The sequence below is a fragment of the Alkalibacterium olivapovliticus genome (assembly GCF_003003275.1).
Taxonomy (GTDB): Bacteria; Bacillota; Bacilli; order Lactobacillales; family Carnobacteriaceae_A; genus Alkalibacterium; species Alkalibacterium olivapovliticum.
In genome coordinates, this window is the sequence record NZ_PVTO01000021.1 from 17,250 (window position 1) to 43,895 (window position 26,646).

Below are 26,646 nucleotides of genomic sequence, written 5' to 3' on the forward strand. Positions count from 1 at the left end.
ATGTCTAAAGGTTTATTATTCACTAGAGATAAAAAAAAGCTTGAAAAACTGCAATATGAAATGGATATAAGAAACATCGAAGCAAATTATTTAATAGAAATACCTAAAAAAGTTTATAAGTATACTAATGTCCAAAGATATGTAATTGAAAACTTAAATAATAATTATGTTTCTGCATCACTTGCGAAAAAATTCAATGACATTAAAGATTCAATCATGATGACTAATAACAGGGAAAATATAATAAGAGAATATGATGAAAGTGTAAATATTGCTAAGAAGGCTGGTTATGAGTGGCCAGTTTCCAAAGATATTCATATTAATAATTCTCTTCAGAGAATGAACCATATGAAAGGTTACCTTAGAGAAACTACATATGTTTTGTGCCTAACTTCAAATTATCCAAGTGAATATATGTCTGGTATGTATAGTAATAATGAAGGTATTGTAATTGAGTATGACACTACAAATCAAATTTTCCAAAATATTTATCCTGTAGTTTACGGTATAGAACCTTTGGAAGTTCAATCGTTAGTCGATTTAGGAACTGATGAGAGTTTAGAAATTGCGATGCTATTATCAGCAACTTATAAAAATCTATCATGGCAGCATGAAGAAGAATGGCGTTATTTATTGAAGCTTAGTTATCCCAATAAAAAATTAGGTGACTATATTCCTCTAATAACGGATACTCCTTCTAGTATTTATTTAGGATTAAATTACTTTGATCTTTTTAAGAATAATCATACGATTAATGAAGCAATGAAAAATAAAGTTGAACTTTTAACAGTATGTTATGAGAAAGCTATTTCAGTTAAGTATGAAAAATTGTTTATTGATGAAATAAGTACTTTTTCATTTGATGTAGAATTATTTTATGATTATGGATTGAAATATTTAGAGGGGGATTTAAGTAACTCTCAATTAATGAATATCATTGAAAACATACAAAAAATAACATATAAAGTTACTGATATTTAGTTTGTTTGAAGCTGTGTTATTTAAAAGAGCTAATGGATACCAGATTAATAATCAAGGGTATAATTTATTTGATTTTTAAGTTCGGTGTCATAACTTCAGAATTTTGGTCCGATTTTGAAACTTAATTAAATCAAGTTTAGGTAGGGGTCATAATTTAGGTTCATAAACTACAACTAGGTTTGCTATTTATACCGCACTTCAATTTTCATAAATACAGTGTATTAGACAACGAGTTACAGGACTTCTAACTGACATTGCCTTACCTTTCCTTTGTAAACAGCTCTAAATGCCCGTCACAATAAGATATAAAACGATATTAGCTTTGAAGAAAGACACTATCTTCTTCAAAGCTTTTTTTTACATCCCAAAAAGTTAATAGTTTAATATTCATATCTAAAGTATAATAAAAGTAAGAATTTAATAAAGCAGAGGTGATTCTGTGAAAGTGAAGAAGTTTTACCGTACCCAACGGGAAGTTGCAGCTATAATTAATGAAATAGTCGATGAATATTGGGTAGATAATCTAACAGATGAAGAGTTAGAAGAAAATATAATTATGATTTATAAAAATAACCAACGTAAAATAATAAAAAACAATGATTTTACTACAATACTTAAACAACAATGTGGTAAAAATCGTTTAACAGTCGTAGCAAATATAATAACGAATTGAAAAGTTAAGGAGGTGGCTTTTTGAAAGAAAATAATAACTTGTCGCTCCCAGATTTAAGTGATTCAGCTATTTTAAGAGAAAATGAATCACTGTTAAGCTTACTACTTAAAGATCACACAACGGGTAAGAATATAAAATGGGGGACAGATAGCTATATTAACCATGGTTATTCATTCCGAGATGACCAAGAAATTAAAATAAATCTCATTACAGGCTGGTATGAAGGCTTTATTCGACCAAGAATAGATAAAGATATAGATATCCAACTAGAACGGCAACGTAATAAAGCAGAGGTGTTCACACCCTCATGGGTAATTAAATTACAAGTAGATGCAGCTCTAGAGGATATGGAAGAATTATCATTGGTTGATTTTATCAAAACAAAATGGCTTGAAATTACATGTGGAGAGGCTCCATACATGGTAAACCGCTATGATATGGAAACGGGAGAAGTAATACCTTTAAAAGAACGTTCAGGATTCATTGATGTTAAATTTAAAAAGCTGAATCAAGAAATAGAGTCAGAAGAAGAATGGATGAAATTAGCTTTTGAAATTTATAAAGCCAGTTATGGTTATGAATATCAAGGGGACTCACTTCTACTAGCTCGTGAAAATTTAATTTTAACATTTATTGATAACTATTTTTACATGTTTGGAGCTTTTCCTAAAGAAAAATTACTATTAGAAATCACTAAAATAACTAGTCTTAACGTATTTCAAATGGACGGTTTAACATATGAAGTACCATTTTCAGATGGTGGAACGGGAGGTTTGGGCACTCAATTAAGTTTATTTGAAGAGATAGAGGCTGAAGAGAATACAACACCTAAACTAGCTAACATTAAGTTGTGGGAAATAGACAAGACAATCGAATTCAAACTGCTTTCGGAAAGGAATGACACAGAAATGAAATTTGATGTTGTGATAGGTAACCCACCATATCAGAAACATGTAGAAGATGAGAATAAAGAATTTGCACCTCCAATCTATCATTTTTTTATAGATGCAGCCCAAAGTATTGCTGATAGAGCTATTCTGATACATCCTGCTAGATTTTTGTTCAATGCAGGTAGTACACCAAAATCTTGGAATGAAAAGATTTTAAATAGTTCAAATTTTCAAGTTCTAAAGTTTGAACAGAAGAGTAATGAAATTTTTCCAAATACTGATATTAAAGGTGGAGTAGCAATAACATATTATGACTCCTTAAAAATAATGGATCCAATTAAAGTATTTACTCCATATGACGAATTGCGAACAATTATGAAAAAAGTTAATTCTGGTGGAGAAAACTTATCTAATATAATCTATACACAAAATAGATTTGATTTAGTGCAGTTGTACAAGGATTATCCAGAAATCAAAAATAACATTGGGAGCAATGGCAAAGATAAACGTTTTAGAAATAATATCTTTACCAAAATTTCTGTTTTTTCTGAAGAAAGAAAACATGACTCAGATATTCCAGTAATTGGATTAATTAAAAATAAACGAGTTTGGAGATATATAGCTAAAGAATATATAGATCAACAACATGAAAACTTAAATAAATATAAAGTCTTAGTTCCAAGTGCGAATGGAACAGGGATATTAGGTGAGACTTTATCAACCCCCTTAGTAGCCGAACCATATGAAGGTTATACCCAAACTTTTATAGGAATCGGAGTTTTTGATACAAAAACTGAAGCTGAAGCTGCTTTAAAATATATTAAAACAAAATTTGCTCGAGTAATGCTTGGGATTTTGAAAATCACTCAACACAATGATAGAGATAAATGGCTAGAAGTTCCTCTTCAAGACTTCACGAGTAACTCAGATATTAACTGGAATAAAGATATTATTGAAATAGATCAAGAACTCTATAAAAAATATAATTTATCCCAAGAGGAAATAGATTTTATTGAAGCAAATATGAAGGAGATGGAATAATATGCATACACCGAATATTAATACCAAGACACGTATTATTCCAAAAATCTATGCGTATCGAACACCAAGCAACCTAGAGAAACAAGGCTGGTTTAAAATTGGTTATACAGAAAGAGACGTAGATAGGCGGATTCGTGAACAAACGCATACGGCCGGAATCACACCTGAAAAATTATGGGACTATGTCGCTCGTTTTAATGATGGGTATTACTTCAATGATCATGATTTTCATGCTTACTTAGTACGTAAAGGTATCCCAAGGGAAAGAGGCACAGAATGGTTTGATTTTAAAGACGATAAAAGTAAATCAATACGAATGGTCTCAGCCTTTATGTTAAAAGAAGACATTCATGAGTTAGAAGGCTCTGTAAAATCTGAGAGTTACGTTCTAAGACAAGAACAAGCCGAAGCTGTTGAAATGACTGCTGAATATTTCAAGAGTCGTGAGTCAGGAGAGTTTTTATGGAATGCTAAACCACGCTTTGGAAAGACATTGACAACCTATGATCTAATTAAGGAGATGGACTTTCAAAATGTATTAATCTTAACCAATCGTCCGGCAGTGGGAAATTCTTGGGTTGACGACTATGAAAAGTTTATTAAGTATGACAAAGATGCTAATTACCATTTTGTAAGTGATAGTCTTGCAATTGCAAATAGAGATATCACCCCACGAACTGTCTTTGAAAAAAAGATTATTGAGAATTGGGACTTAAAACAAATCGCTTTTGTGAGTTTACAAGACTTGAAAGGATCTGCTCACTTTGGAGGAGATTATCCAAAATTACATTGGGTTAGAGAAGTAGAATGGGATTTAGTGGTTATCGATGAGGCACATGAGGCTGTTGATACGAATAAAACTGAGTTTGCCTTAGATAAAATTCAAACTGACTATATTCTGCATCTTTCGGGAACACCATTTAAACAAATTGCTGGTGACAAATTTGAATCGAATCAAATATTTAACTGGTCGTATATGGATGAACAAGAAGCCAAAGCTAACTGGGATGAAAGTGCAACAGATGAACACAATCCTTATGAAGAATTACCTACTTTAAATATGTATACATACCAAATGTCAAACATGATCGTTGAACAAATTAAAAAAGGTGCAGATTTAGATGAAGAGACGAATTTGGATTATGCTTTTGATCTAAATGAGTTTTTTGCTACTGATGATAAGGGTAATTTAATCTACGAAGCAGATGTAATAAAATGGCTAGACTCTTTAACTAGGAATCGAAAATATCCATTTTCTACTCCTGAATTAAGAAATGAATTAAAACATACTTTATGGTTATTGAATAGGGTAGATAGTGCCAAAGCACTCGCTAATGTTTTACGGAATCATCCTGTATTTGAAAACTATGAAATTGTCTCTGTAGCTGGAGATGGAAAACTCGAGCAAATTAATGGAGAAGAAATAGAAGTCGATGAAGAGAATGTTGACGGTCGCAATAGTGCATTGGAACGAGTAAAAAATGCAATAGTTAATAATGACAAAACTATTACTCTAACAGTTGGTCAACTGACAACAGGTGTAACAGTCCCTGAATGGTCAGGTGTTCTGATGTTGAGCAATGTGAAATCTCCAGCTCTTTATATGCAAGCAGGCTTTCGTGCTCAAAATCCTCATAAATGGCCGGATAGAGATGTTGATGGTAATCCGGTGACCTATCGAAAACAAAATGCTTACATTTTTGATTTTGCACCTGAAAGAACTTTGGATATTATTGATGAATTTGCGAATAATTTAAACAGTTCAACCTCAGGCGGAAGTGGAACAATGGAAGAACGTGAAGATAATATAAAGCGTTTGCTAAATTTCTTTCCAGTCATTGGTGAAGATACTGACGGTCAGATGACTGAGTTAGATGCAAAACAAGTCCTGACTTTACCAAAAAGAATAAAATCCCGAGAGGTTGTTCGTCGTGGATTCATGAGTAACCTATTATTTAATAATATTGCGGGTATTTTCCGATCTAAAAAGGCCTTAGATATTATCAATAAGTTTGAAAAAACAGAGCAGGGTAAATTAACGACAGATAAAGATAAAGTAGATTCGAAAGATGTAGAAGATTTAAACGTAGATGAAGAAGGAAATGCATTTGTAGAAGGTGAAGTTGTCGAAGAGAAAAGAGACAGACTTTTTGGTGACAAGATTTACGAGAGAAAAGAAATCGAGGAGATTCTTCAACCTACAGATATAGGTCTTACAGCCAATATTCAAGTTCGAGAAAAGTTAAGTGATGCCCTAAGCAAAGAATTAGAGCTAAGCTTTGATAAAATGCGTACGGAGTATGGGCTAACTATTAACCAACGGAAGCAAAAGGAACGTGCTGCTAAAGAAAAGATCGATAAAGCAACCGAAACACTCGAAGCAGAGTTAAAAGTACGTCAAGCAGACCGTAAAGCCCAATTAGAAGATGTTGGTGCATTAGAAGATCCTAAAAAAATCGAGGAAGAGAATAAAACCTTTATTGAAGAAACTTATAGTGATTTGAAAGATAAAATAGATGAAATAGTTTTAGAAACGACTACTGAAATTATAGAAGAACATGAAGTCAAACAAGAAGAGAAGAAAAAGAATACCGTTGAAGATGATATTCGATCTAATTTACGTGGTTTTTCTAGAGCAATACCTAGTTTTATCATGGCATATGGGAATGAAGATTTAAATTTAATGAACTTTGATGAGTATGTTAGTGATGAAGTATTTTATGATGTTACAGGTGTTACATTAGAAGAGCTCATTTTCTTACGAGATGGTGGTACGTATGTTGATGATGAAGGTGAAGAACAACAATTTAATGGTAACTTGTTTAAGGAAGTAGTATTTAATGAATCTATACTTGAATTTTTACGAAAGAAATCTGAGTTATCAAATTACTTTGAAGAGACCGAAGAGAATATTTATGACTATATTCCACCTCAAAATACCAATCAAATTTATACGCCTAAATGGGTTGTACAAAAGATGGTACAACAATTAGAAGATGAAAATCCAGGTATTTACGATGATTCTTCTAAGACCTTTATTGATTTGTATATGAAGTCAGGTTTATACATCACAGAAGTTGTTAAAAGGTTGTATAACAGTGAAGTAATCAAGTCAGAATTCCCTGATGATTATGACCGTCTAAAACATATACTAGAGAATCAGGTGTATGGGTTAGCACCAACAGAGATTATTTATAGAATCGCGACAAGTTTTATCTTTAGCGAATTGACTGAGGGAATTAGTCAAAAGAACTTTGCACAATTAGATGCTTATCCATACGCAGAAGCAGGAACATTAGAAGAAAAATTAGATGAAGTATTTGAGTAATACTGTATAACTAACCCCCATACCCACCAATGAAGGATATGGGGTTTTCTTAAGAAATTGCAGTATGAGAGTAGGGAGTATATATATGACAATTGGAAAATTAATTGAAGTAGATATTAGAAATCTTTGGGAACACGAACAGTATGATTTTTCTAACTGGCTCGCAAAACCAGAAAATATAGAAGAACTAAATAATATTATTGGACTAACTCTTACTGATATTGAAAAAGAAGCTTATGTTGGAGCATATCGTTGTGATTTAGTAGCAATTGATGAGCCAACAGATACAAAAGTTATTATTGAGAATCAACTAGAGGACTCAAATCATGATCACTTAGGTAAGATAATTACCTATGCTTCTGGTTTAGATGCGGAAGTTATTATTTGGATAGTCAAGAATGCTAGAGAAGAACATAGAAGTGCGATTGAATGGTTAAATAATAATATGGTAAAGGATATAAATTTTTTCTTAATTGAACTTCGCGCATACAGAATAGGAGATTCTTTACCCGCACCAAAATTTGAAATAGTAGAACAACCTAATGATTTCATTAAGAGTACAAAGTCTACAAAATCTGACAGTGACATGAATCGTTCACAGTCAGAAAGATTAAATTTTTGGACAATATTTAATGAAGTAGTTGTTAATAAAGGACATCCATTTAATGCTAGGAAGCCTTCTACCGATCATTGGTATAATATATCAATTGGCACCAGTGAGGCAAGCATTAGTATTTCATTAGTTAATCAAAGTGGATATATAGGTGTTGAACTGTATATTAGAGACAATAAGGAAATGTATGATGAACTGTACCTTGAAAAAGATAACATAGAGAGTCTACTTTCTTTTCCTTTAGAATGGCAGAGATTGAATAATAGAAAAGCTAGTAGAATCATTACGAAAATTGAAGATTTAGATTTTGATAATCATTCAAATTATTATGAGTTAATGGACGATGTAATTTCAAAAGTAATTGCAATGAGAAAAGTTTTTAAAGAATATTTGAACATTTAAATAAACTTCAATGATTGACTTAATAGAATAACCTAAACTTTAGTAATAAATTGAAAAGAGGCGAGTTAATTAGTGGATTATGGTACTTTAAACTTTATTCTTGAGAACATTGCTATTGTAATCGAGTTTCTTTCTTTTGTTTCATTAATAGTGTTTATTTTAATTTTTGTTGGATTTTTCGTTGGATTTATACAAAAATATATCAGATATAATGATTATGTAGAAGCGGAAGGGAAAGAAGGAAAGAAAGGTCCCTTAATTGAAACGATAGTTTACGTAGTAATGCTGATTGGATTAATTTTTTTATTGTTTAATGGTTTTACGAGAATACCAAATTTTGGAAATGATTCTCCTATTTTTATATTTTTTATATTTGTACACTTTTATTATCAAAGTATATATAGGCTATTGAGGTATTGAAGAAATTGAAAAGTACTGATGAGAGGGTGACGAGCTCGTCAATATTAGAAGATTGCGTTGAATTCATGATAAGTCTAGCATTAAAGTGTGAATTAGTAGTATGGACAAAAGCTTTAGTAAATAGGGTAATCAATTTAACGTATAGGACGCTGACTCACTAAATATATAGGAGATATAAAACAATGTGTCTGCTCTCTTCGATTTATAAGGAATCAGACGGGGAAAATTATTATTTAAAAATATATTCGATAGGGGACATTAATATGCCAGCAATTATAGTCGAAAGCTTTAACAAGAATGATCTCAGAACAGACGGTGAAAGTAGATTTCTAAATTTATTCAAGAACAATGAACGTTTTGATGGATGGACGGTATTCGAACAGCCACATATAAATGGAAAAAAACCTGATTTCGTTTTAACACATCAAAGAAAAGGTGTAGTGATTGTTGAAGTTAAAGATTGGAACTTAGAATCAGCAAATTATAAAGATTTGCACTTTAGAGGGACAGATCATAGACTCCATGAAAAAAATCCTATTAGTCAGGTTGAAGGTTATAAAAATACTATTTTAGATTTAGAACTTCAAACAATATCCAACTTATCAAATGAGTTTCCAAATCAATACTATTCTGCAATCGAAACTGTTGTTTTTTTTCATGGTGTTGATAAAAAGACAGCCTTGAAATTCTGTAATTATCCAAAGAAAACAAAAATTTGGACAGAATCTAACCTTGAAGTGTTAGAATCTAACAACTATGAACTAGATGCAAAAGAATACACTTTCGCTATAACTAGAAATAGCCATTCAATTTTTAATGAAAATGAAGCACTTAGCCAAGTAGTGGATGAGCTGGACCACCATTTAAATTACTCCGATTATAACCAAGAACGTAGAGTTCCGCTTACGTTAACTTCTAGTCAAAGACAACCTCTAAAGTTTATAAAAGGCTCTATAAGAAGATGGGGAGGAGTTGCCGGTTCAGGAAAATCAATTATATTAGCTGAAAAGGCTGTGCAAGCATTAAAAGATACTGAAGATTTTAAAAGCAACCGAGTATTGTTATTGAGTTTCAATTTAACATTGAGACATTATTTAAGAGATCTTTGCAGTCAGCAATTTGGGACTGAAAGATTTGTTGGGGATCGCAAAAGACTAAAACACTCTATGAGTATAGAATATTTTCATGAACTATTAATGCGTATTATGAATGATTATGGAATAAATCGTGAAGGTAACAGTGACGACTTCACTGAGATTTGGATTAAAAGTATTGAATATTATCTCTCTGAAAAAACATTAAGAGAAGAGTATGGATATGATTATATTTTCATAGATGAAGGGCAAGACTTCAAACCATCTTGGATTAAATTCTTACAGAAGCTCTATACTAGAGATGGTGAGTTTTTTATAGTCTATGATAGAAATCAGGATATTTATAAACGTTTTAGTGAGGGGATATGGATAGAGGATTCAGATCAAGTTAGAGGGCTAGGTTTCCGCGGAAGTGCGGGATATCTTAAAGTGTCTGAGAGGATTCCAGAGAAGATTATAAATATGATAAATAAGCTTAGTGATGAAGTATTTATAGGATATGATAAAATCAGTGTATCTACTAGAAATTCAAATAAAAATGAACAAACAAACTTATTACAGACTGTAAAATGGCTAAATCTAGAAGCAAATACTGTGGACCAGAAAGTAAATCAAGTGAATGCGTTAGTTCACTTTTTATTAAAGGAGAACCAATACGAAGATATAACTATTATTACCACTAATGAATTTACTGGTGTTTCTTTAGTAAAACACTTTCATGATCGAGTTAATGTATCTCATGTATACGATTTAGACTTAAATGAAGATAAAGAAATTAGAGATAATAATAGACGCTCTCAAAAAAAACGATTCCACGGTGGAACAGGCAATCTGAAAATAAGTTCATATCAAAGTTATAAAGGATGGCAAACACCTAATGTGATTTTGGTAATGGATCATACTACGACAAAGTACGATGTTAATGATCCAAATAGAGGACTTCATCATTCTCATCTTGATAAAGAGGCACTCGTTGATGCGCTATTTATAAGTATGACTCGATTAAAAGAAAGGACAGACACGAGCGGATTTTCTTTCTGGTGCTTAAATTATATTCCAGAGTTTAATGATATTGAAGATTACTTTGATCAAATATAAATAATAAAAGGTGGAATCTTTAACTTAAAGTATTATATTCAAGGAGGAAGATAATGAATAATATAGTTCAAAGTCAAATGATTGACAAAGCTGTCAATCATAAAAGACAAGGAGAATATTCGCAAGCTCTTAGTATTTATAATTCAATTTTAAGTGAATCGAATGACTTTCATGCTTATTACGCCAGAGGTAAATTGCACTTTATATTAGAGGACTATGAGAAATCATTACAAGATTACTTGAACTCTATATATTCTTTAATTGAGTCAAATGGAGTAATCAACATGATTAATCAAAAAGACAAGAATCTAGAAGCAAAAAGGGAATTAAATCGTATAATAGCATGGATAAAAGACGGTCATTTTAAACATATCGGTGCTGCTTATAGATGTCATTATCGCGATTTAAGGTTGAGCGATTATGAAACTAAGAGTTTTCTAGTTTTTATAAAATGTGATTACAGAAGAACTATAGACCCATACTTTTCACAGTCTAATAAACCAATTGTAAAAAAGAATATGATGCCCACACTAAATGAATTGTTAGTGGATGCCGGGAGATACTACTGTGAGAGATTTAAGACTAACAGAGACTTTGCTTTACTTATGAAAGAGATTGAAAATAGTCTTGTTGTGATAAATGACATGCCTACTAAAGAATTTAGTTACTCAAATTCTAATGCTGAAGATATATTGAATGATGAGGTGAAAACTTCATCATTTATTAAAAAAAGTTTCGAAATGATAAACAGCGGAAATAGGAAGAAGATTTTAGAGGCAGGAAACCTTTTAATATCATTGTATGCAGGCATGGAGTATTCAACTTATCAGGGGAAAATGGAGTACTATCATGGTTTATTTAATTTACTTAACCTAATGGAAAAAAACAAGTTGGAAAAAGGTCACTTTAAATCAATTAGTAAAAAAGAACTACTTAAGAAAGCTCTTATAGAAGGAACTAAGTCAGCCAGTCCCTATGTAAATGAAGTTGCGGAAAGTGCGCTCCATTTCTACGTCGAGCATAAAGATTATACTTCAGCTCTAAGAATTTTAGATTTTGAGACCAATGTTTTTATGGAAGATAAAATTATATCGTATCTACAGAGGGTAATAGTTAGCCCGGAGATTTATAATAACAGAGAAGAAACACAAGATCTTATTTCAATGTTGGACTATTATACTCAGAAGGCAAAAATCGAAACTGAAGATGTAGAGTTATCTGTGGTTCCTGAAATATTATATTATATTAAATTATCTACCTTAACGGGTCAAGCTCATTTATTTCTTAATAATGAAATTCAACAATATGCAAATAGGCTTCTTCAATCTTTAAAGTATATTAAAATTATTTTAGACGCTTCTCCAAAGTCATTTCAATTTTCGAAAATGTATATTGAAATTATAACAAGTTTATTAAGCGTTTGCTGGGAGACACTTTCTACAGAAGAAATAACTTATATTATGAATGAAGGTGTTTATTGGAGCAGGATGTTAAAAATGCAGAAAGAAGTAAATGCCTCAAAAATTGTTGAACAATTTATTATTCAGAGAGCATTAGTAATTGCAAAGAAATACAATGAAATAAGGGAAGCACGAGAAATTTTAACAAGTGAAATTACTGTAGATGAGAATCCGGCGGTTATAAATGCGTTAGGAGAAATATCAATGTTAGAGGGTAATTATCCTAATGCAATCTGGTTTTTTGAGCGCTCTTCATTAAATGAACAGGACTATAATACATTATATTTAATGTCGCAAGCATTCTTGCATTTGGAAAGATATACAGACTCAGAAAGATACATTCTTATGGCAAGATCAATGCTAAATGAAGATTTTAAGAAATTAATACTGGATTTTTCTATCCAAAATGATGTTGTTAGCAATGGATATATTCAGCAAGCCCTATGGCTTAAAAAAAAGGAAATCAGTATTAACAGTATTAGTATATTGCGCGACAATCAAAAATATGAAACAGCAGAGAGTATCTTTCATGAAGAGATAAAATATTTTTCAAATGATCCTTATTTTCAATTCTTAAACACTTCTCTAAAACGTACTAAAAAAAGAAATGAGGAAATGACCAATCACTTAGAAAGAGTAATGAAAGAAGCGAAAGAAAATACTATAAAGTTAAAAAAATATCAAGATAAATACAAAGAGATAATCAAATCGATACTTCACTTGAAACAAGAAGACTATAATTTTGATGATAGTAATGAAATTGAGAAAATAGAAAATGAATACCATAAACTAGCTATTGATTTTATGAATAAAACGTTCGAAGATAAAAATAACAGAAAATCTTACAATAATATTCAAAACAAGATAAATAAAAACTTTGTGAACTTAAGTGATAAATCAAAAAAATTCTTACTGACAGCTGAGTATCTTTATGAAAACCACAGAGACATGACTTTTGATTTTAGCCCGATTATGATTGAATATGGAAAGATATTAGAAGAAGAACTGACGATACTTTTAAGAGGAAAGAGACTTATTAATAATCAAGAAAGTGCAAGGCTATATGATTTGATAAATAAAGTTTCTCAGTACACTAATCATAAATTACCGTATTTAAAAGGGTTCGATAAACCAGCAAATACAGTGAGAATAAATCGGAATACCGCTGCTCATCCTAAATTGTGTAATAAAAAACATATCCAAGAAACTAGAAAAATCTTATTAAACGATCAGTGGTTAAAAAGGATAATAGACTCAAAATGAAATTTAAGTTTAGAATACAAAAAATGTAATCATAAATATCTAAGTCTTAGTATTTTAAATTTATTTTAATATGATATGCGAGTAGATATGTATTTAAGAATCTATATTGACTGTCAAAAATAAAAAGCTTTCTATCTTAATGATTTATCGATAGAAAGCTTTTTATTTTTGAATTTATTGGTTAATGAAGTAAGAAGATTTTTAAGTGATAATGTGTTCAAAAAAGACCTATCTATTAAGTAAAAGATAGGCCTGTCCCTTTTTCTAAGCTTTTTAATACTCCAATGGATAAGTCCTTTGAACCATGGCATGGTACATTGGCAGTGAAATCTACACCTGCTTTTTTAAATTGCACGTGTGAGCCATTTGTGCGCACGTGAACCCACCCATTCTTCTTAAGTATTTTTTTCGCTTCTCTAAATGTCATTTACTTTCCCCTCCAGACAATAAAATTATGAGCTATCCTGATCAATATTTTTATTGTGCTTGTAGGGTATCATTAGGTGCAGAAGCTTTAAAACCTTACCCAATAGCATATCCATAAAATGAATATTTAGTTTAATTTAAACAGTCTATTCAGTTTTAAATTACAATCAACTTCTTAATTAAGAATTATTGTCTGTTATTGAAAGTACTGTCCATGACATATAAAAGGGATGTACTTATATTACTATAAGTTAATTAATTATTCAATTGTTTAGTTGACACGTACTGAGTACGTGTTATAATTTAGGTAAAGTTTAAAAGGATTGAGGGAAAATCATGAAAGAAAACTTCACTTACCCAGTTATAATAAAAAAATCCGAAGAGTATATTGATATAATATTTCCCGATTTCAAGAATACTGTGACGAGTGTTATGAATGAAGATGATTATATTACTGCTTCTCAAGAATTGTTAGCGTTACTCATTAAAGATTATTTAGACGAAGATAAGTTATTACCTGAGCCTTCAATGATTGAAGATATCGAGTTAATTGAAGATCAATACATTATATTTATTAACGTATGGATGCCATATCACCAATCAACAATTAAAGAAACCTATGTAAAAAAAACTTTAACGATACCTTCTTGGCTTAATATACTAGCTAAAAATAGCAATATAAACTTCTCTCAGCTATTAGTTAAGGCTTTAAAAGATGAATTAAACTTAAAATAATATTTCTCTAATCGATCAATATATATGTTATGAAGAATGTACTAGAGGTTTATTATAGCCACTTTTTCAAGATGTTTTTCACATCATTTTTGCGATTATTAAATTATATAATGAGGTCATGTTGATTTGAGAACTGATAAGCTAGATACATCCACTTATCAGTACTCAAGTCATGTCGCAAGAGCTCGTTGTCAAACTCTCGTGGGTTTATTAGAATGATGTTCTTATTATGAAAACGTGTCTATTATTTTACACTTACATCAGTCGATATAAATTAGTTACAATCTAAATAACCTAAAGCAACTATTCTAAGTCTTCACGCTGAATCAAAACTATAATGAAATTTTTAAATAAAAACGGAGTAAGACCGATAATTAATTGAACTATTCAAAATATATTTTAGTGAATTATAATTTGGAAATTTGGTTAAATTATTTAACAAGTACTGCAACAGTGATGTTGATATACCTGACTTTACTTAGGAATAAATTCAGTATTGACAAATAATTATATGTGGAGGTAATTTATAAAATGGCTACAAAAGATGGTTTATTGATTGAAGAAGGAAGAGTCTTTCGTTTAACCCGTAAAGTGACTGGGGAAAATGCAGAAGGACTTCCTACTGTTATACACGGAGTCAAGGGTGCCCCGGTCATTGCCACTGGAGAGCATGTTTTTCAAAATGCTTTTGAAGTAATGGAGATGAGGTACTTTAGAACGGAAAATAATTTTTACAGTCCATTTATAGTGACATTGGATGATGTGGTTTCAGTAACAGATGATGATGCTGATATTGACTATCAGACTGGTGAAAAAGTATTAGAAAAGTATCTAGAAACAATTAGAGCTGAAAGAGACAAGATATTTAGTGACATAGAAGGAGAGATTTTTGAAGATCTTAATGGTGCTAACCATGAGCATGCCAGTGAACAAATAAAATCTTTTCTGGATAATCTGGTTACTAAAAAAGGTGGCTATTATGCATTTGGTTACGTGGAAGAAGAAAAATAAATAAGATACTGGACGGTATATAAAGATTTAATAGCTTTAATGGAACCGTCCTTTTTAATAAATAGTGATGTTAAGTAATCATGCAATATTACTCCAAGATTTTTGAATAAAATCTATGGATGGTAATGTGAATTTTCTATTATGGGATAATCAAATGACATATACGGACTGAACATTGACTAAGTTAGATATATTCAAAAAATTGTTTTAAAGGATTTATTAAATATTTATGAAAGTGAAGGGTTTAATTGAAATAAATAAGTAGACAATATACTTTATGAGAATTGCATGTTTATCGATATTACTTAAAATGCTGTTGATAGAGCAAGAGAGAATTGAATCTACTGTAATAGATACCTTGGGTTTAATGTGAATATAGATATCTATACTGAGTTTATCATCGAATTACCAGTTGAATCTCAATATTTGGTTCATCGATTAGTTTCAAATGATACGATTATCATTTAAGATATTTTAATGTATCTTTTTAAGGATATTAACTAAATGATTATTAGCTGGTATTGTCATTTACTAAGCTTTTATGCGTATTATAAAACTATGTTACTAATAGGGAGGAGTTAAATGAATTACATCATAATCATATATGGCCTTTACCTGGGGGGGATGGGATTGTCTAGGCTGATTAAAAGCAACAAAGAAAATGTCTACGCGACATCAGAGGCTCCAAATCTAAAGGCTAGGTATAAAGATTCTTGGAAGAAAGTAATAATATTCGCTGCTTTTTTGACAGAGTTTCTAAACTTACTATTTTTAATTCCTGCAGCACGTTTGGTCGATCACAGAGCTATTAAGATGCTGGCGTATACTTTAGCGCTAATATTAATACTTCGAGCTCTCATTGTTACGGTTAATGTAGTGAGATGTCCTTCGTTGGACTACTATAGTAAAGTGGAAACGTCTTTTTATAGTGTGAAAGGGAAGAAGTTCAATCGACTATTTGACTGGATCTGTGTGGGTACCACAGGGATAATTATAGGTGCTCTATTACAAAGTTAATGTGGAGGTCAAGTAATGGAAAAGTTTAAGCAGTACAGCAAAGAATTTATTCGGTTTAAGTATATGGCTCTTAATTATAAGCGTGAAGGAAATTATGAATTAGCTCTTACTTTCATTAATAAAGCATTGAATATTCAACCGGAAGTTATTGATTTACTAGCAGACAAAGCTGAGGTACTATACAAGATAACATCATATAATCAATCAATGGAAATATTTAAAGAGCTTATAGCTATTGATAATGGACGGTTTACTTACCTTCATGGTTATTATAAATGTCTCTATAGGCTCGATCATCATATTACTGTCAGTGACATAGAAAATTTAATTTATTTAAAAGAGGAAGACAGTCTATATTTCTTTGAAAAGAAACTTTTGAGTGATCAGAAGGATAATTTGCTATTTAAAGAAACGTTATTTAATTATTTTCCTGAGTTTGCGTTGCCTGAATCAGTGCTCCATTTGCCTATGAAAGAAGCCAGGAAAATTATAGCTAGAGCATATGAAAAATTGAATAAAAGGAAAAGAATGCTGGCTAGGGTTTATTACCTAAAGGGACTATATAAAAGCTTGTTTAGTTATCTCTCTAAAGAAATAAAAAAAACGCCTAATAGATGGATCAATTACGAGATTTATAGTGAATATAAAAGTTTGCTTGACGAGACAGAGAAGGCTATAGATATGATTCGGCAGTTTGAAGTTCAAAATCCTGAACAGATATTGGTTTCGGCAGTCCAACATGTCACTCTTCTTAAAGAGAGTAACAGATTAGAAAGTGCAAAAAAATTGTTTCTAATGCGCAAGAGTTCATTTCTATAAAAGAAAATTCTGGTATAAAAGTTGAAGACCATGATTATAAGAGGCTGAAAAAAATCAAAGAAATTATTGGTGAGATTTAGTTTGGAGAGGAGAAATCAATGGATTCTATCTATTCATTTATCAAATCTTATATTCCAAATAGCAATAGAGATCCGAAAGAGGATTTTCTTACACAGATACTAGCATGGACTTTAATGAATGTACCAAAATTTAGACAAGAATATATTCGTTTCCTAGTCAGTCAAATAAATTCTCCTAATTTTTTTGAGTTGCCTGAAGAAAAAACAATAATCAAAACACAGTATGCAAACAAAAACGGCTACATCGATATGTTCATAAGGGGAGAGAGTAATGGGTTTATTGTTGAACACAAGATAGATAGTGCGATTTCGACAGACCAGATCGATAAATATAAAAGAGCAATTAGTGGAGATTTCAAAGGGACATTCTATACAGTGCTTATAACGACTACTCATATACAACATACGCAACAAGCTGATGTGAAGTTGATTTGGGCAGATGTTTATGATTTTTTACTGAGCATTATTGACGAATTCGATAGTCAAGAGAAGTTCTTACTTCAACAGTTAACTGGTTATTTGAAACAGCAAGGGCTTGGAAGAATGGATCCCGTTAATATGGACAACATTTTAGGATACTTCCCAGGTATACAACTTGAAAGTAAATTAGATGTACTTTTTGGACGTATAGTTGGAACGGATTGGAAAACACATTGTCAAAATCTTGGAACTGTGCCAAATTCTACCTATAACCCAACCTTCCATAATAAGCGGTGGGGTAGGAAGGGGATAGAATTCTTTAGCACTTGGGAACCGGGCATATTTGCTGGTGTTATAATGGATGGACAAGATCATAAGCTGGAACCATTAGACGAAGAAAACGGACCTGATTTTGTAGTAATTCTTGAATACGACTTTAATAAAAACGATAACCAATTGATGGCTAAAAGAAATCAGTATATCGGTTCCTCTAATTTCCTCGAACTAAAAAGACGGATCGAGGCAGATCCTAAAGGGTTTGATTATATAGACGGATTGGATAAAAGTCCATGGCGAGTAATAGTATTACGTAAACCATTAATGGAAATATTCGCTGGAACGGAATCTACCGAAGAACAGGTTAATGCTTTAAGAGATTCTATTTTCGAAGGAATCGAGTTATTAACTCAAGGCTAGTCATTTTATTTCGTTTTATAGATATAACCATTGGATAGGTCAATCTGACAAACCTATATTTACAATGGGGATACATTATATGTCCCAAAATTAAATCTTGAAAAATTACTAAGTGATTATAAACTTCAGAATAAGTTTAAAATAGGAGACTGGTAGTATGTGGATTAGTATAATAATTTCATTCATTTTGATTATGCTCGTATTCTTCACCTATTACAGAGTCAGTAAAGCAAAATGGTATGCTTCTGAACATCATAATTACGATTTAGCCAAACTCAGCAAGATTTTATCAAATTTCTCAAAGTTATTCTCTTATAACGGAGAACAACTACCCTATGGTAGAGCACATGGGTTCTTTAAAAGCTTTGTTTCAGAAGACAGACGAGTAGATTATTATGGTTATGAGCCTGTTCGAAGTAAGGCTTTGGAGGAATTTAAGGAATATGGTGTGTTGCTAACTTCAGACGGTGTGCTTTTAAAAAAGCAAAAACATGAAAGGGAAAATGGTCAGGAGTTATTTGTCTCCTTTAAAGGTATATGGAAAGTTAAGCATTATCTGTCCAACTTAGTGATTTATTATTACGACACATCGCATATAAATTTTAATTTAAAGGGATTTGTATCTGAAGAAAACAAGGCACTCAATGCAAAGAATATGCAACAGTTTTTACAAGAATTGATCGATTGTGGTTATACACGTGATTTATACAAAGAAGACAACTACTTAGAAGAACTTTATTCTTTAATTAATAAAAGTAAACCTGAATAATTCATAGCTATCTGTGGATAACTATTTCACTGACTATTTTCGTTCATTTGAGTATTTTTGTTGTCTTGACTGGCTCGAATAAAGTCGGTTCAGGCAGAGTTTGATAGGTCCGCCCAAAAAAAGGGTATACCACCCCCTTGGTTTTACACTACTTAAAAAAAGGCGTCTGACTCATTCAAAAAGCTAATGCAAGAGGACAAGCGATTGAATATTCTCAAGCACTTCCCAAAAGAGGGAATCAAATACGTGAGATGATGCCAAACGAACTCTTAGTTGCCTGGCATGACTCGTTAGCCTTCCTGCAATATGAAAGAGTTTGAAACGAATTGTTGAAATGGTCGACCGTTTCATTTCCTTTGGAAAGGTCGCTTCTTTCATGAGATGGACCAAATTGTAGGCGATACAACTCATCATCATTCGAGCTTGATTCGCCACATAAGTTGAGCTGTCGGTCTTATCAAAGGAAAACCCATTCTTGATTTCTTTGATACAATTTTCCATCGTACCACGCTTTTGATACAGCTTAAATACAGTTTCGGCAGAGAGTCCATGAAAGTTAGTGACAATAAACTCATACTTAGTAAACAGAAGGTCTCCAGCTTCACGAGTCGCTTTTACAGCGACTTCTCGGGAAATATCCCAACTACCTGCTTGATAGTCCATAATAAAATATTGGTGTTCGTCCTTAGTGAAGTCCGTGGTTTCTCCATAATGCACGCGGTGATGTGCGAGATCTTTCAGTTTATGATTCACTTTCAACCGAATCACATACTTGACTTGTTCTTCTTCACAAAGGGAATAGATCTCTGGTTTGGCAAAGCCACTGTCTCCACGAACAGTCAGAAACATCTCACAAGAATGTTTCTTGTGCTGACGGATAATAGCGGCTAAAAAGTCTTCTGCCGCATTGGACGTATAGACATTTCCAGGACGAAGTCGGGCATCTAAAAACAATCCAGTTAATCCGTCAAAAGCGACTAAAGGATGGTACCCATTGGTACCGTAATGCGTGTTGAAATCTGTGTGTTCTTGATGGCCAAAGGTATCCGAGTGCGTAGAATCGATATCAATCACCATGTGTTGTGTGTTCGTATGGTGGATCCAATCATCTGCCAAGCCTTTGGCGATTTGTTGGAATTGAGCCACATTTTCTTCAGTCAGTTCATGAATAAAGCGAGAAATCATGGATTGAGAAGCGAGCTGATCTTTTCCAAGCCCTTGCTTTAGAATAGGATCTAGGCGTAGACGGTTCGCAGCGGAATCTTGTGGATAACCGGCGATGAGTTGTACGATTAGTTGCTTCAATATTTCTTCGTACTCATGAATACAATAGGCACGAGAATCATTTAAATGAAAGAACTCCTTAAGCATCTCATCAAACTTAATCTTGTGTAAAAACTCAAAAAGTAAAAGAAGTCCGGCATCATTGGACAATTGTCCTCCATCGTTTGAAACAATCATATTTGAGTTGAATTTCAGCGATTTTTCTTGTAAAGTTTCCATATAAGAGCACACCTCTTTTTGGTATTTGGGTTTTGGATGACTTTACAATATCACAGAGTGTGCTTTTTTTGTATCTTTTTTACTTCACCCAACGGGTGAACAATGATTAGAGTGGTAAACGGTATTAATACGGGATAAATGCTAGTTCTGACAAATAAGTATGAATAATTCAGGGTAAAAAAAACTCTTATATTCACATCGATCCAGATGAATGGTTTGCATTAAAAAAGAGAACTAAGTTTCGAACTGACTTTAGCTCATTGGATGAAGAGGTTGAAGAGACAGTAAAATCTGGTAGATTAAAAGATGGCCTTTCAACGGCTGTTGTAGCTGCTAACAGTATGAGATTAGCTCTCTCATCTAAAGCCAGCAATCTAATCAGTCAAGTGAGAAATTCAACAGGTGGAAGTGGATACGCAGCAGAAGCTTATAATACTGTCGAAGACAAACTAAGATTTAATAAAGCAGAAGTTATAGGTGGAAATAATGCGAAAAATAGTGCAGATAGAATTGTTAATGGAACTGAGGTTCAAACAAAGTATTATAATAATTCCAGGGCTACAGTAAATGCAGCCTTTGATGAATCGGGGTACAGATATATTAGCAAAAATGGTAGTCCTATGCAACTTGAAGTACCTGCAGATCAATATGTTCAATCAATTGAATTTATGAGGAAAAAAATTTTACGTGGAGATATTCCAGGAGTTAAAGATCCGAACGAAGCCTTTCGTATTATTAGAAAAGGACATGCTACTTATGAACAGGCCCAACTAATCACACAGGCGTTTAACGTTACGTCGATTACGCATGACTTGAAAAGTGGATTGATCCAGTCGACATCACCAGCAGGTATCTCAGTGCTAATTGTTTTCGCCCATGCTAAATGGTCTGGAGCAACTACGGAAGAAGCCTTTAAACTTGCCGCTAAGACTGGTATTGTACACCTAGTTATCGGCACCGTCATGCATGCAACAACAGCTCAGTTGACAAAGGCTGCACTCAATTCTCAAATCAATACTCTATTAAACGGAAGTCTGAATAAAACAATTGTAAATGGCGTCCCAGTAGTTGTTACCTCTATCGTCTTGTATGGATGGGATACTTTGAATTATTCGTCAGGTAAAATTTCAAAGAATCAATTCAAGAAAAATACAATAGTAAAAACAGGTGGCGTAGGTGGAGCAATGATTGGAGCCTCTTTACCTTTCTTTGGTCCAACTGTTGGAGCAGTGGGCTTTGGTACTGTTACTTATATTGCATTACAGAAAGTTATGGATAAAATATACAAAGATGATCGTGTAATACACTACCCGGTCCTTAAAGAGGAATTTATGGATTTAATGTATTCAGTTAAATTAGCAGATCATGAAATCGATGAAATAAAACAAATGATATTTATAAAAAAACTAAATCGTCATGTCAAAAATATGCAGAAGCAATTATCCAATCAATTAAATACAAGAGATTTTGCCAGAAATCAGATAATCATACCAGAAATTTCTAAAGTGATCGGTAAACGGAAAGTCATAACGGATAAAGAAATCAACTTGCTAGATGAATACTTTAATAGTTGTTACTATTAATAATTACAAACCAATCAGAAACTCACGAAAATAGTTAAAATAATTTTTGAGCAGGAAGATTTTGGTAGCTCATCTGTCAAAATTACCAACTTTATTCTTGGGAAGTGTTATTTAGCACAAGTGTACTATTAAATAGGGACTCACTTGTACTGAATGCGAGGTTTCGGTACAAGTCGCCAAAAAGATTCAATTTTACTTGTTCTGCAATTGTTTATACGGAACAAGCAGGCTGTTAATTTTAGAATCACTTGTACCTGTGAGCACTTAAAGAGTAGCAGCATTATTTTAATGAAATGTTGCAATTAACCAATTGTTTTATAGGATGTTGTTCAGTATAATTAGTGATGAGGAGTGATTGATATGTCAACAACTAAATTGCGCAGACAGGGAAGCTCCATCGTTGTGACTATACCTGCTTCGGAAGCAAAAGATTTGGACCTAAACACTGAATATATTGTGAAAACGGATGAACATGGAAATATCTCTTTGATTCCTAAGCTGGACAATCCATTCAAAAATGCTAAACCTGGTGAATATAATGAAGAGGATGTATGGGCAGATATGAAACCTGCTGGAAAAGAGGTATGGTAGATGTCAGCTGATAAGTATGTCCCACATAAAGGTGATATTATCTGGATTGATTTTGATCCTTCAGCTGCGAAAGAAATTCAGAAAAGAAGACCTGGATTAGTTGTCTCTTCATATCCGTTCAATCAAAGCACACAGTTTGCAGTCATCTGTCCCATTACGTCTACGAAGAAGAATTTGCCGACTCGGTTCAGCTTAAACAGTACGTCAAAGGTAGAGGGACAAGTACTCGTTTCTCAATTGAAATCACTAGACTATAACAAGAGAAACAGTGAGTTCATAGAAAAGGTATCCAGCAATGAATTAGAACAGATCGATCAACTCGTATCGTTTGTATTTGCTGATTAGTCTGCTCATCACTGTGTCGGCATTTATAGGGAAATCATCCGGTATGTGATACTCAATGAGTTAAGAAGGCAATTTAGCGGAGCACCTTTCATGAGTATCGAGCTTCCGATACTGGCTAAGAAAGTTAAGAAGTTCGTATAATTTTTAAGCGGTTTTGATGAATTTAAATACTTTATTACTAAAGATTAATAGAAATACGTTTAGCCTACCAACTATGGTGGGCTTTTTGACACGGTTAAATATTTGAAATGAGATTTTTTCGCCCGGATAAAAATTACTATATATTAACTTCTTAACTTGCCTTCTACACTTCAAACTGATATATTACTTAGTTAAATACACTTTAATAGTGTATCGGGGGAAGAAACTAAGCAATGAAGGGGAGAAATGGTATGACTAACGAGGAAATAATCTACAACGCACCAACAGAAGTGAAAGACATTGAAGTGATCAATACATACGACTTGGAGGAGCAGGCGAGCAAACTTCTTCCAATAGGCGGGTTCGGCTACATCGCTGGGGGAGCGGGAGACGAATACACGCTGAAGCAGAATATCGATGCCTTCAACCAAAAAAGGATCCTGCCGCGCGTTTTGGCCGATGTCGAGCATCCGGAAACGACTACTGAGGTACTGGGTCACGAGCTACCGTCACCGATCTGACTACTGCCACACATTTGTACCACTAATGCCAACTTTCTTACCACTGTTTGCCAAAGAATGTACCACCCTTTGCCAGCTTGATGTACCACTAAAGAAATATCCCATAACCACTGTGATTTAAGTTAGTTATGGGATTCCTTTACATAATCCATAGGATTATATTAGTTTTTTATAGTAATATCCTAGAAGTTATTCGATAAACCCAGTCGTTCACGCATAGATGTTTCACCATCGATAGTGATGGTGTAGGAATTATGGACGATCCGATCAATAACTGCTTCGCCTGTTGGTCCACCTCCCAACTTAGAATGCCATCCGGCAGTGTTGAACTGGGTACAGAAGATCGTAGATGTTGTCTTTTCTCGTTTTTCTATGATTTCCATGGTCAAGTATAGTTCTTCTTCTCTTAGATCATGGAGAAGCCACTCATCAATAATGAGTAGTTCTTTCTTCGTATACTTACGCATTAATTTCTTATAGCTGTCATCTGGCTGATTTTTTGCTATTTTAAACTCATCTAGGAGTTCAGGTAGGCGAACATACTGTACTTTATAAAATTGACGACAAGCAGCTATACCAAAGGCACAGGCTAAGTAGGTTTTCCCAGCTCCAGTTGCTCCCATCAGAATGATATTATTCTTATTTTCTAAATACAAACCAGAAGCTAAGCGCAAAATCTCTTCTTTTGGTAATCGTCGGTCTTCGAAATATTGAATTTCCTCAATTGAGGCTGAAGGAACTTCGAATGCGGCTTGACTTATTAAGCGTTGGAGCTTATTACTTTTGCGACGAGAATGTTCGCTGTCTACTAAAAGCTTAAAGCGATCTTCGAAGTCCAGGCCGTTATATTGCTTGTTTTGTGCCTGTTGCTTATAGGCATCTGCCATGCCACTCATTTTCATTTCAATCAACTTTGTTATCGTATCTTCATTCATCATTCAAACGTCCTCCATAATAGTTAGCTCCACGGGTGAATCCATGGTTCTGAGTTAATTTATCTACTGCTTTCTCCATTTGTTCTTCTTTTTTCTGCTTCTGATTATTTTTAAGGGCTGTTTTAACGAGAGAGACCGTCGGTCTTTTTGTGACGTCCAGTACCGTCTGGCAGGCTTTTTCTAATTCATACTTTGTGTGTTTGCGTAACACTTTCTTAAGAGTGAAAATGGATTGAACACCTTGCCGTTCAACGGCAGCGTTTTTTAAAATTAATTCGACGACTTGTAAGGTTGATCGTCCAATGCCTTTTGCCCATGCAATGGCATTTTGTGGGGTTTGATCCGTATATAATTTATGGTTCTCTGGCATATGATCTCGGCTAGTGGACTGCCTGCCATATTTCCCATATAATCGTGAATGAGAAGCGATTCTCATATGATTGTAGAATACTTCAATAAGATGATCTGTAACTCTCACATCTACCTGTTGACTGATATATTCATAAGGAACAGAATAAAACTGACTTTTAACAGAGATATGATAGTCTGGTTGAACTTTGGCGGTTAACCATTCAGACATCTGATAAGGTGTTGGAGGGAGAGGAGAAAGATACGATTTCTCTTCTTCTAAAAATGCTGACCATCTGGAACCTTCACGCTTCGTAAAATCACGATGATTGAACTCTTCTAATTTTTCTTTGGCAACGTCATTCCATTCCTTTAAAGTGAAGCATTGAGTATGCCTCATGGCAGCGATAATCCAAGTCGAGATTGTTCGTACAGACCCTTCTACTGACGCTTTGTCTTTAGGATATTTTACTCGAGCTGGCATCACGAATGTGCCGTAATGATTCGCCATATCTTTGTAAGTAGGATTTAGTACTAATTGCTTTCGCGTATTTTCCTGAACCCCTGTTTTTAAGTTGTCAGGGACTAGAACTTCACTCACACCCCCAAAATAGTGGTAAGCATTTCTATGGGCTGTGATCCACGACGTTAAATTCATTGATAAAAAACCTTCAACGTAGGACAATTGACTACTAGGAAATGTCGCTACGAATACATAGACTTTCACCTTCTCACCAGTATCTCGGTCAATTAAAGAGCCGGTGGATCCAGCCCAGTCGACTTCTAAAATTTCTCCAGGCTTCCGTTTGATTCGCATCGTTGCCTTATGTTTTTCTGCATATTTTCTATAATGACGAATGAAACTGCGATAGGCATAGGGAATAGCGTTTTCTGCTCGACACTGCGCTTCATATTCATGATGAAGCAGTGTTAAAGTGACATTCTTCTTTCCCAACTCTTTGTGAATGTATTCAAAGTCAATAGGTCGGTAACCTGATCCTTCCATCGTCTTTTCAGGATACAAAAACTCTTCTAGCCATTTATCTGTCATCTCATCTGTTAACGGCGGTGTCACTTCCTTTTTTTCCGCAAGTCGAATGACTTCCGTTATTTTTTGTCTTGAGTGACCAGTAGCTGCACGAATACTTCGAAGCGAAAAGCCATCAGACCTCATCTCCAATACTTTCCTATATTGGAACATAAAAAAACCTCCATATAATAAATGTCATGCTTTAGGCTTAAATGCCGTAGGCATGCACATTAATTATACAGAAGTTAATAAGTGGTAAACAGGTTGGCAATGACTGGTATATTTCATGGCAAAGGGTGGTACAAAACTTGGCAACGCGGGGGTGCGGATGTTTTCTTGGACTTTTTTAAGCAACTAAACCTAGATTCTTTCTGTATTCAATCGGACTGAGTCCTCCAAGGGATATCTTGATT

Annotated in this window: 21 protein-coding genes; 17 read left to right on the plus strand and 4 right to left on the minus strand. The window is 33.3% G+C overall.

Translation table 11 applies throughout. The features are described 5' to 3' along the window. The 7 genes from CLV38_RS09870 to CLV38_RS09905 all read left to right on the plus strand — a co-directional run bounded on the left by CLV38_RS09870 (position 1) and on the right by CLV38_RS09905 (position 13,263). A complete protein-coding gene (locus CLV38_RS09870) occupies positions 1-981 on the plus strand; it encodes a DUF2971 domain-containing protein (RefSeq protein WP_106194912.1) in 981 nt (326 codons plus the stop codon). Positions 982-1,420: 439 nt separating this feature from the next. Beyond that, positions 1,421-1,654 (plus strand): TIGR04540 family protein, encoded by a 234-nt coding sequence (locus CLV38_RS09875; RefSeq protein WP_106194915.1) that lies wholly within the window; start codon positions 1,421-1,423, stop codon positions 1,652-1,654. A gap of 20 nt (positions 1,655-1,674) precedes the next feature. Beyond that, positions 1,675-3,585 (plus strand): Eco57I restriction-modification methylase domain-containing protein, encoded by a 1,911-nt coding sequence (locus tag CLV38_RS09880; protein WP_106194918.1) that lies wholly within the window; start codon positions 1,675-1,677, stop codon positions 3,583-3,585. Between the two features lies 1 nt (position 3,586). Next, positions 3,587-6,913: a DEAD/DEAH box helicase family protein gene (locus CLV38_RS09885; RefSeq protein WP_106194921.1), complete on the plus strand. Its 3,327-nt coding sequence runs from the start codon at positions 3,587-3,589 to the stop codon at positions 6,911-6,913. A gap of 85 nt (positions 6,914-6,998) precedes the next feature. Continuing rightward, positions 6,999-7,928, plus strand: a complete 930-nt coding sequence (locus tag CLV38_RS09890) for a DUF4268 domain-containing protein (protein ID WP_106194924.1) — start codon at positions 6,999-7,001, stop codon at positions 7,926-7,928. A 683-nt stretch (positions 7,929-8,611) separates the two neighbouring features. Next, on the plus strand, positions 8,612-10,540 hold the full coding sequence (locus tag CLV38_RS09900) for a nuclease-related domain-containing DEAD/DEAH box helicase (protein ID WP_106194973.1): 1,929 nt from the start codon (positions 8,612-8,614) through the stop codon (positions 10,538-10,540). Positions 10,541-10,593: 53 nt separating this feature from the next. Continuing rightward, a complete protein-coding gene (locus tag CLV38_RS09905; RefSeq protein WP_106194930.1) occupies positions 10,594-13,263 on the plus strand; it encodes a tetratricopeptide repeat protein in 2,670 nt (889 codons plus the stop codon). 235 nt (positions 13,264-13,498) lie between these two features. Here the strand turns inward: CLV38_RS09905 and CLV38_RS09910 are convergent, their stop codons facing one another. After that, positions 13,499-13,690 carry a type II toxin-antitoxin system HicA family toxin gene (locus tag CLV38_RS09910; protein WP_106194933.1) on the minus strand — a complete coding sequence of 64 codons (192 nt, stop codon included), beginning with the start codon at positions 13,688-13,690 and terminating at the stop codon, positions 13,499-13,501. A 335-nt stretch (positions 13,691-14,025) separates the two neighbouring features. On the opposite strand from CLV38_RS09910, the gene CLV38_RS09915 reads away from it, so the two are divergent. The 6 genes from CLV38_RS09915 (at position 14,026) to CLV38_RS09940 (ending at position 19,236) form a co-directional block, all read left to right on the plus strand. Continuing rightward, on the plus strand, positions 14,026-14,424 hold the full coding sequence (locus tag CLV38_RS09915) for a type II toxin-antitoxin system HicB family antitoxin (RefSeq protein ID WP_106194936.1): 399 nt from the start codon (positions 14,026-14,028) through the stop codon (positions 14,422-14,424). Between the two features lie 531 nt (positions 14,425-14,955). Next, complete coding sequence (locus tag CLV38_RS09920; protein WP_106194939.1) at positions 14,956-15,435, plus strand: hypothetical protein; 480 nt, start codon at positions 14,956-14,958, stop codon at positions 15,433-15,435. A 582-nt stretch (positions 15,436-16,017) separates the two neighbouring features. Then, positions 16,018-16,452, plus strand: coding sequence for a hypothetical protein (locus tag CLV38_RS09925; protein WP_106194942.1), 435 nt, complete (start codon positions 16,018-16,020; stop codon positions 16,450-16,452). A 15-nt stretch (positions 16,453-16,467) separates the two neighbouring features. Next, positions 16,468-17,271, plus strand: a complete 804-nt coding sequence (locus tag CLV38_RS09930; protein ID WP_106194944.1) for a tetratricopeptide repeat protein — start codon at positions 16,468-16,470, stop codon at positions 17,269-17,271. 98 nt (positions 17,272-17,369) lie between these two features. Next, positions 17,370-18,467 (plus strand): PD-(D/E)XK nuclease family protein, encoded by a 1,098-nt coding sequence (locus CLV38_RS09935; RefSeq protein ID WP_106194947.1) that lies wholly within the window; start codon positions 17,370-17,372, stop codon positions 18,465-18,467. Positions 18,468-18,624: 157 nt separating this feature from the next. Continuing rightward, a complete protein-coding gene (locus CLV38_RS09940; RefSeq protein ID WP_106194950.1) occupies positions 18,625-19,236 on the plus strand; it encodes a hypothetical protein in 612 nt (203 codons plus the stop codon). Between the two features lie 183 nt (positions 19,237-19,419). Here CLV38_RS09940 and CLV38_RS09945 read toward each other — a convergent pair whose 3' ends face one another. Then, a complete protein-coding gene (locus CLV38_RS09945; protein ID WP_106194953.1) occupies positions 19,420-20,739 on the minus strand; it encodes an IS1380 family transposase in 1,320 nt (439 codons plus the stop codon). A gap of 260 nt (positions 20,740-20,999) precedes the next feature. Between CLV38_RS09945 and CLV38_RS09950 the strand changes: the two genes are divergently transcribed. From CLV38_RS09950 to CLV38_RS09965, 4 genes are all read left to right on the plus strand, one after another. Next, a complete protein-coding gene (locus tag CLV38_RS09950) occupies positions 21,000-22,322 on the plus strand; it encodes a hypothetical protein (protein ID WP_106194956.1) in 1,323 nt (440 codons plus the stop codon). 360 nt (positions 22,323-22,682) lie between these two features. Beyond that, on the plus strand, positions 22,683-22,913 hold the full coding sequence (gene mazE / locus CLV38_RS09955; protein WP_106194958.1) for a type II toxin-antitoxin system PemI/MazE family antitoxin: 231 nt from the start codon (positions 22,683-22,685) through the stop codon (positions 22,911-22,913). Beyond that, the gene (locus tag CLV38_RS09960; protein WP_106194961.1) at positions 22,914-23,258 is read left to right on the plus strand and encodes a type II toxin-antitoxin system PemK/MazF family toxin; all 345 of its coding nucleotides are present in this window, start codon (positions 22,914-22,916) and stop codon (positions 23,256-23,258) included. Positions 23,259-23,650: 392 nt separating this feature from the next. Continuing rightward, on the plus strand, positions 23,651-23,920 hold the full coding sequence (locus CLV38_RS09965; protein ID WP_170068875.1) for an alpha-hydroxy-acid oxidizing protein: 270 nt from the start codon (positions 23,651-23,653) through the stop codon (positions 23,918-23,920). A 182-nt stretch (positions 23,921-24,102) separates the two neighbouring features. Here CLV38_RS09965 and istB read toward each other — a convergent pair whose 3' ends face one another. Then, a complete protein-coding gene (gene istB / locus CLV38_RS09970; RefSeq protein WP_211295463.1) occupies positions 24,103-24,858 on the minus strand; it encodes an IS21-like element helper ATPase IstB in 756 nt (251 codons plus the stop codon). Beyond that, on the minus strand, positions 24,848-26,404 hold the full coding sequence (gene istA, locus CLV38_RS09975; protein WP_106194967.1) for an IS21 family transposase: 1,557 nt from the start codon (positions 26,402-26,404) through the stop codon (positions 24,848-24,850). Before istA ends, istB begins: the two co-directional genes overlap by 11 nt. Between the last annotated feature and the right edge of the window lie 242 nt (positions 26,405-26,646).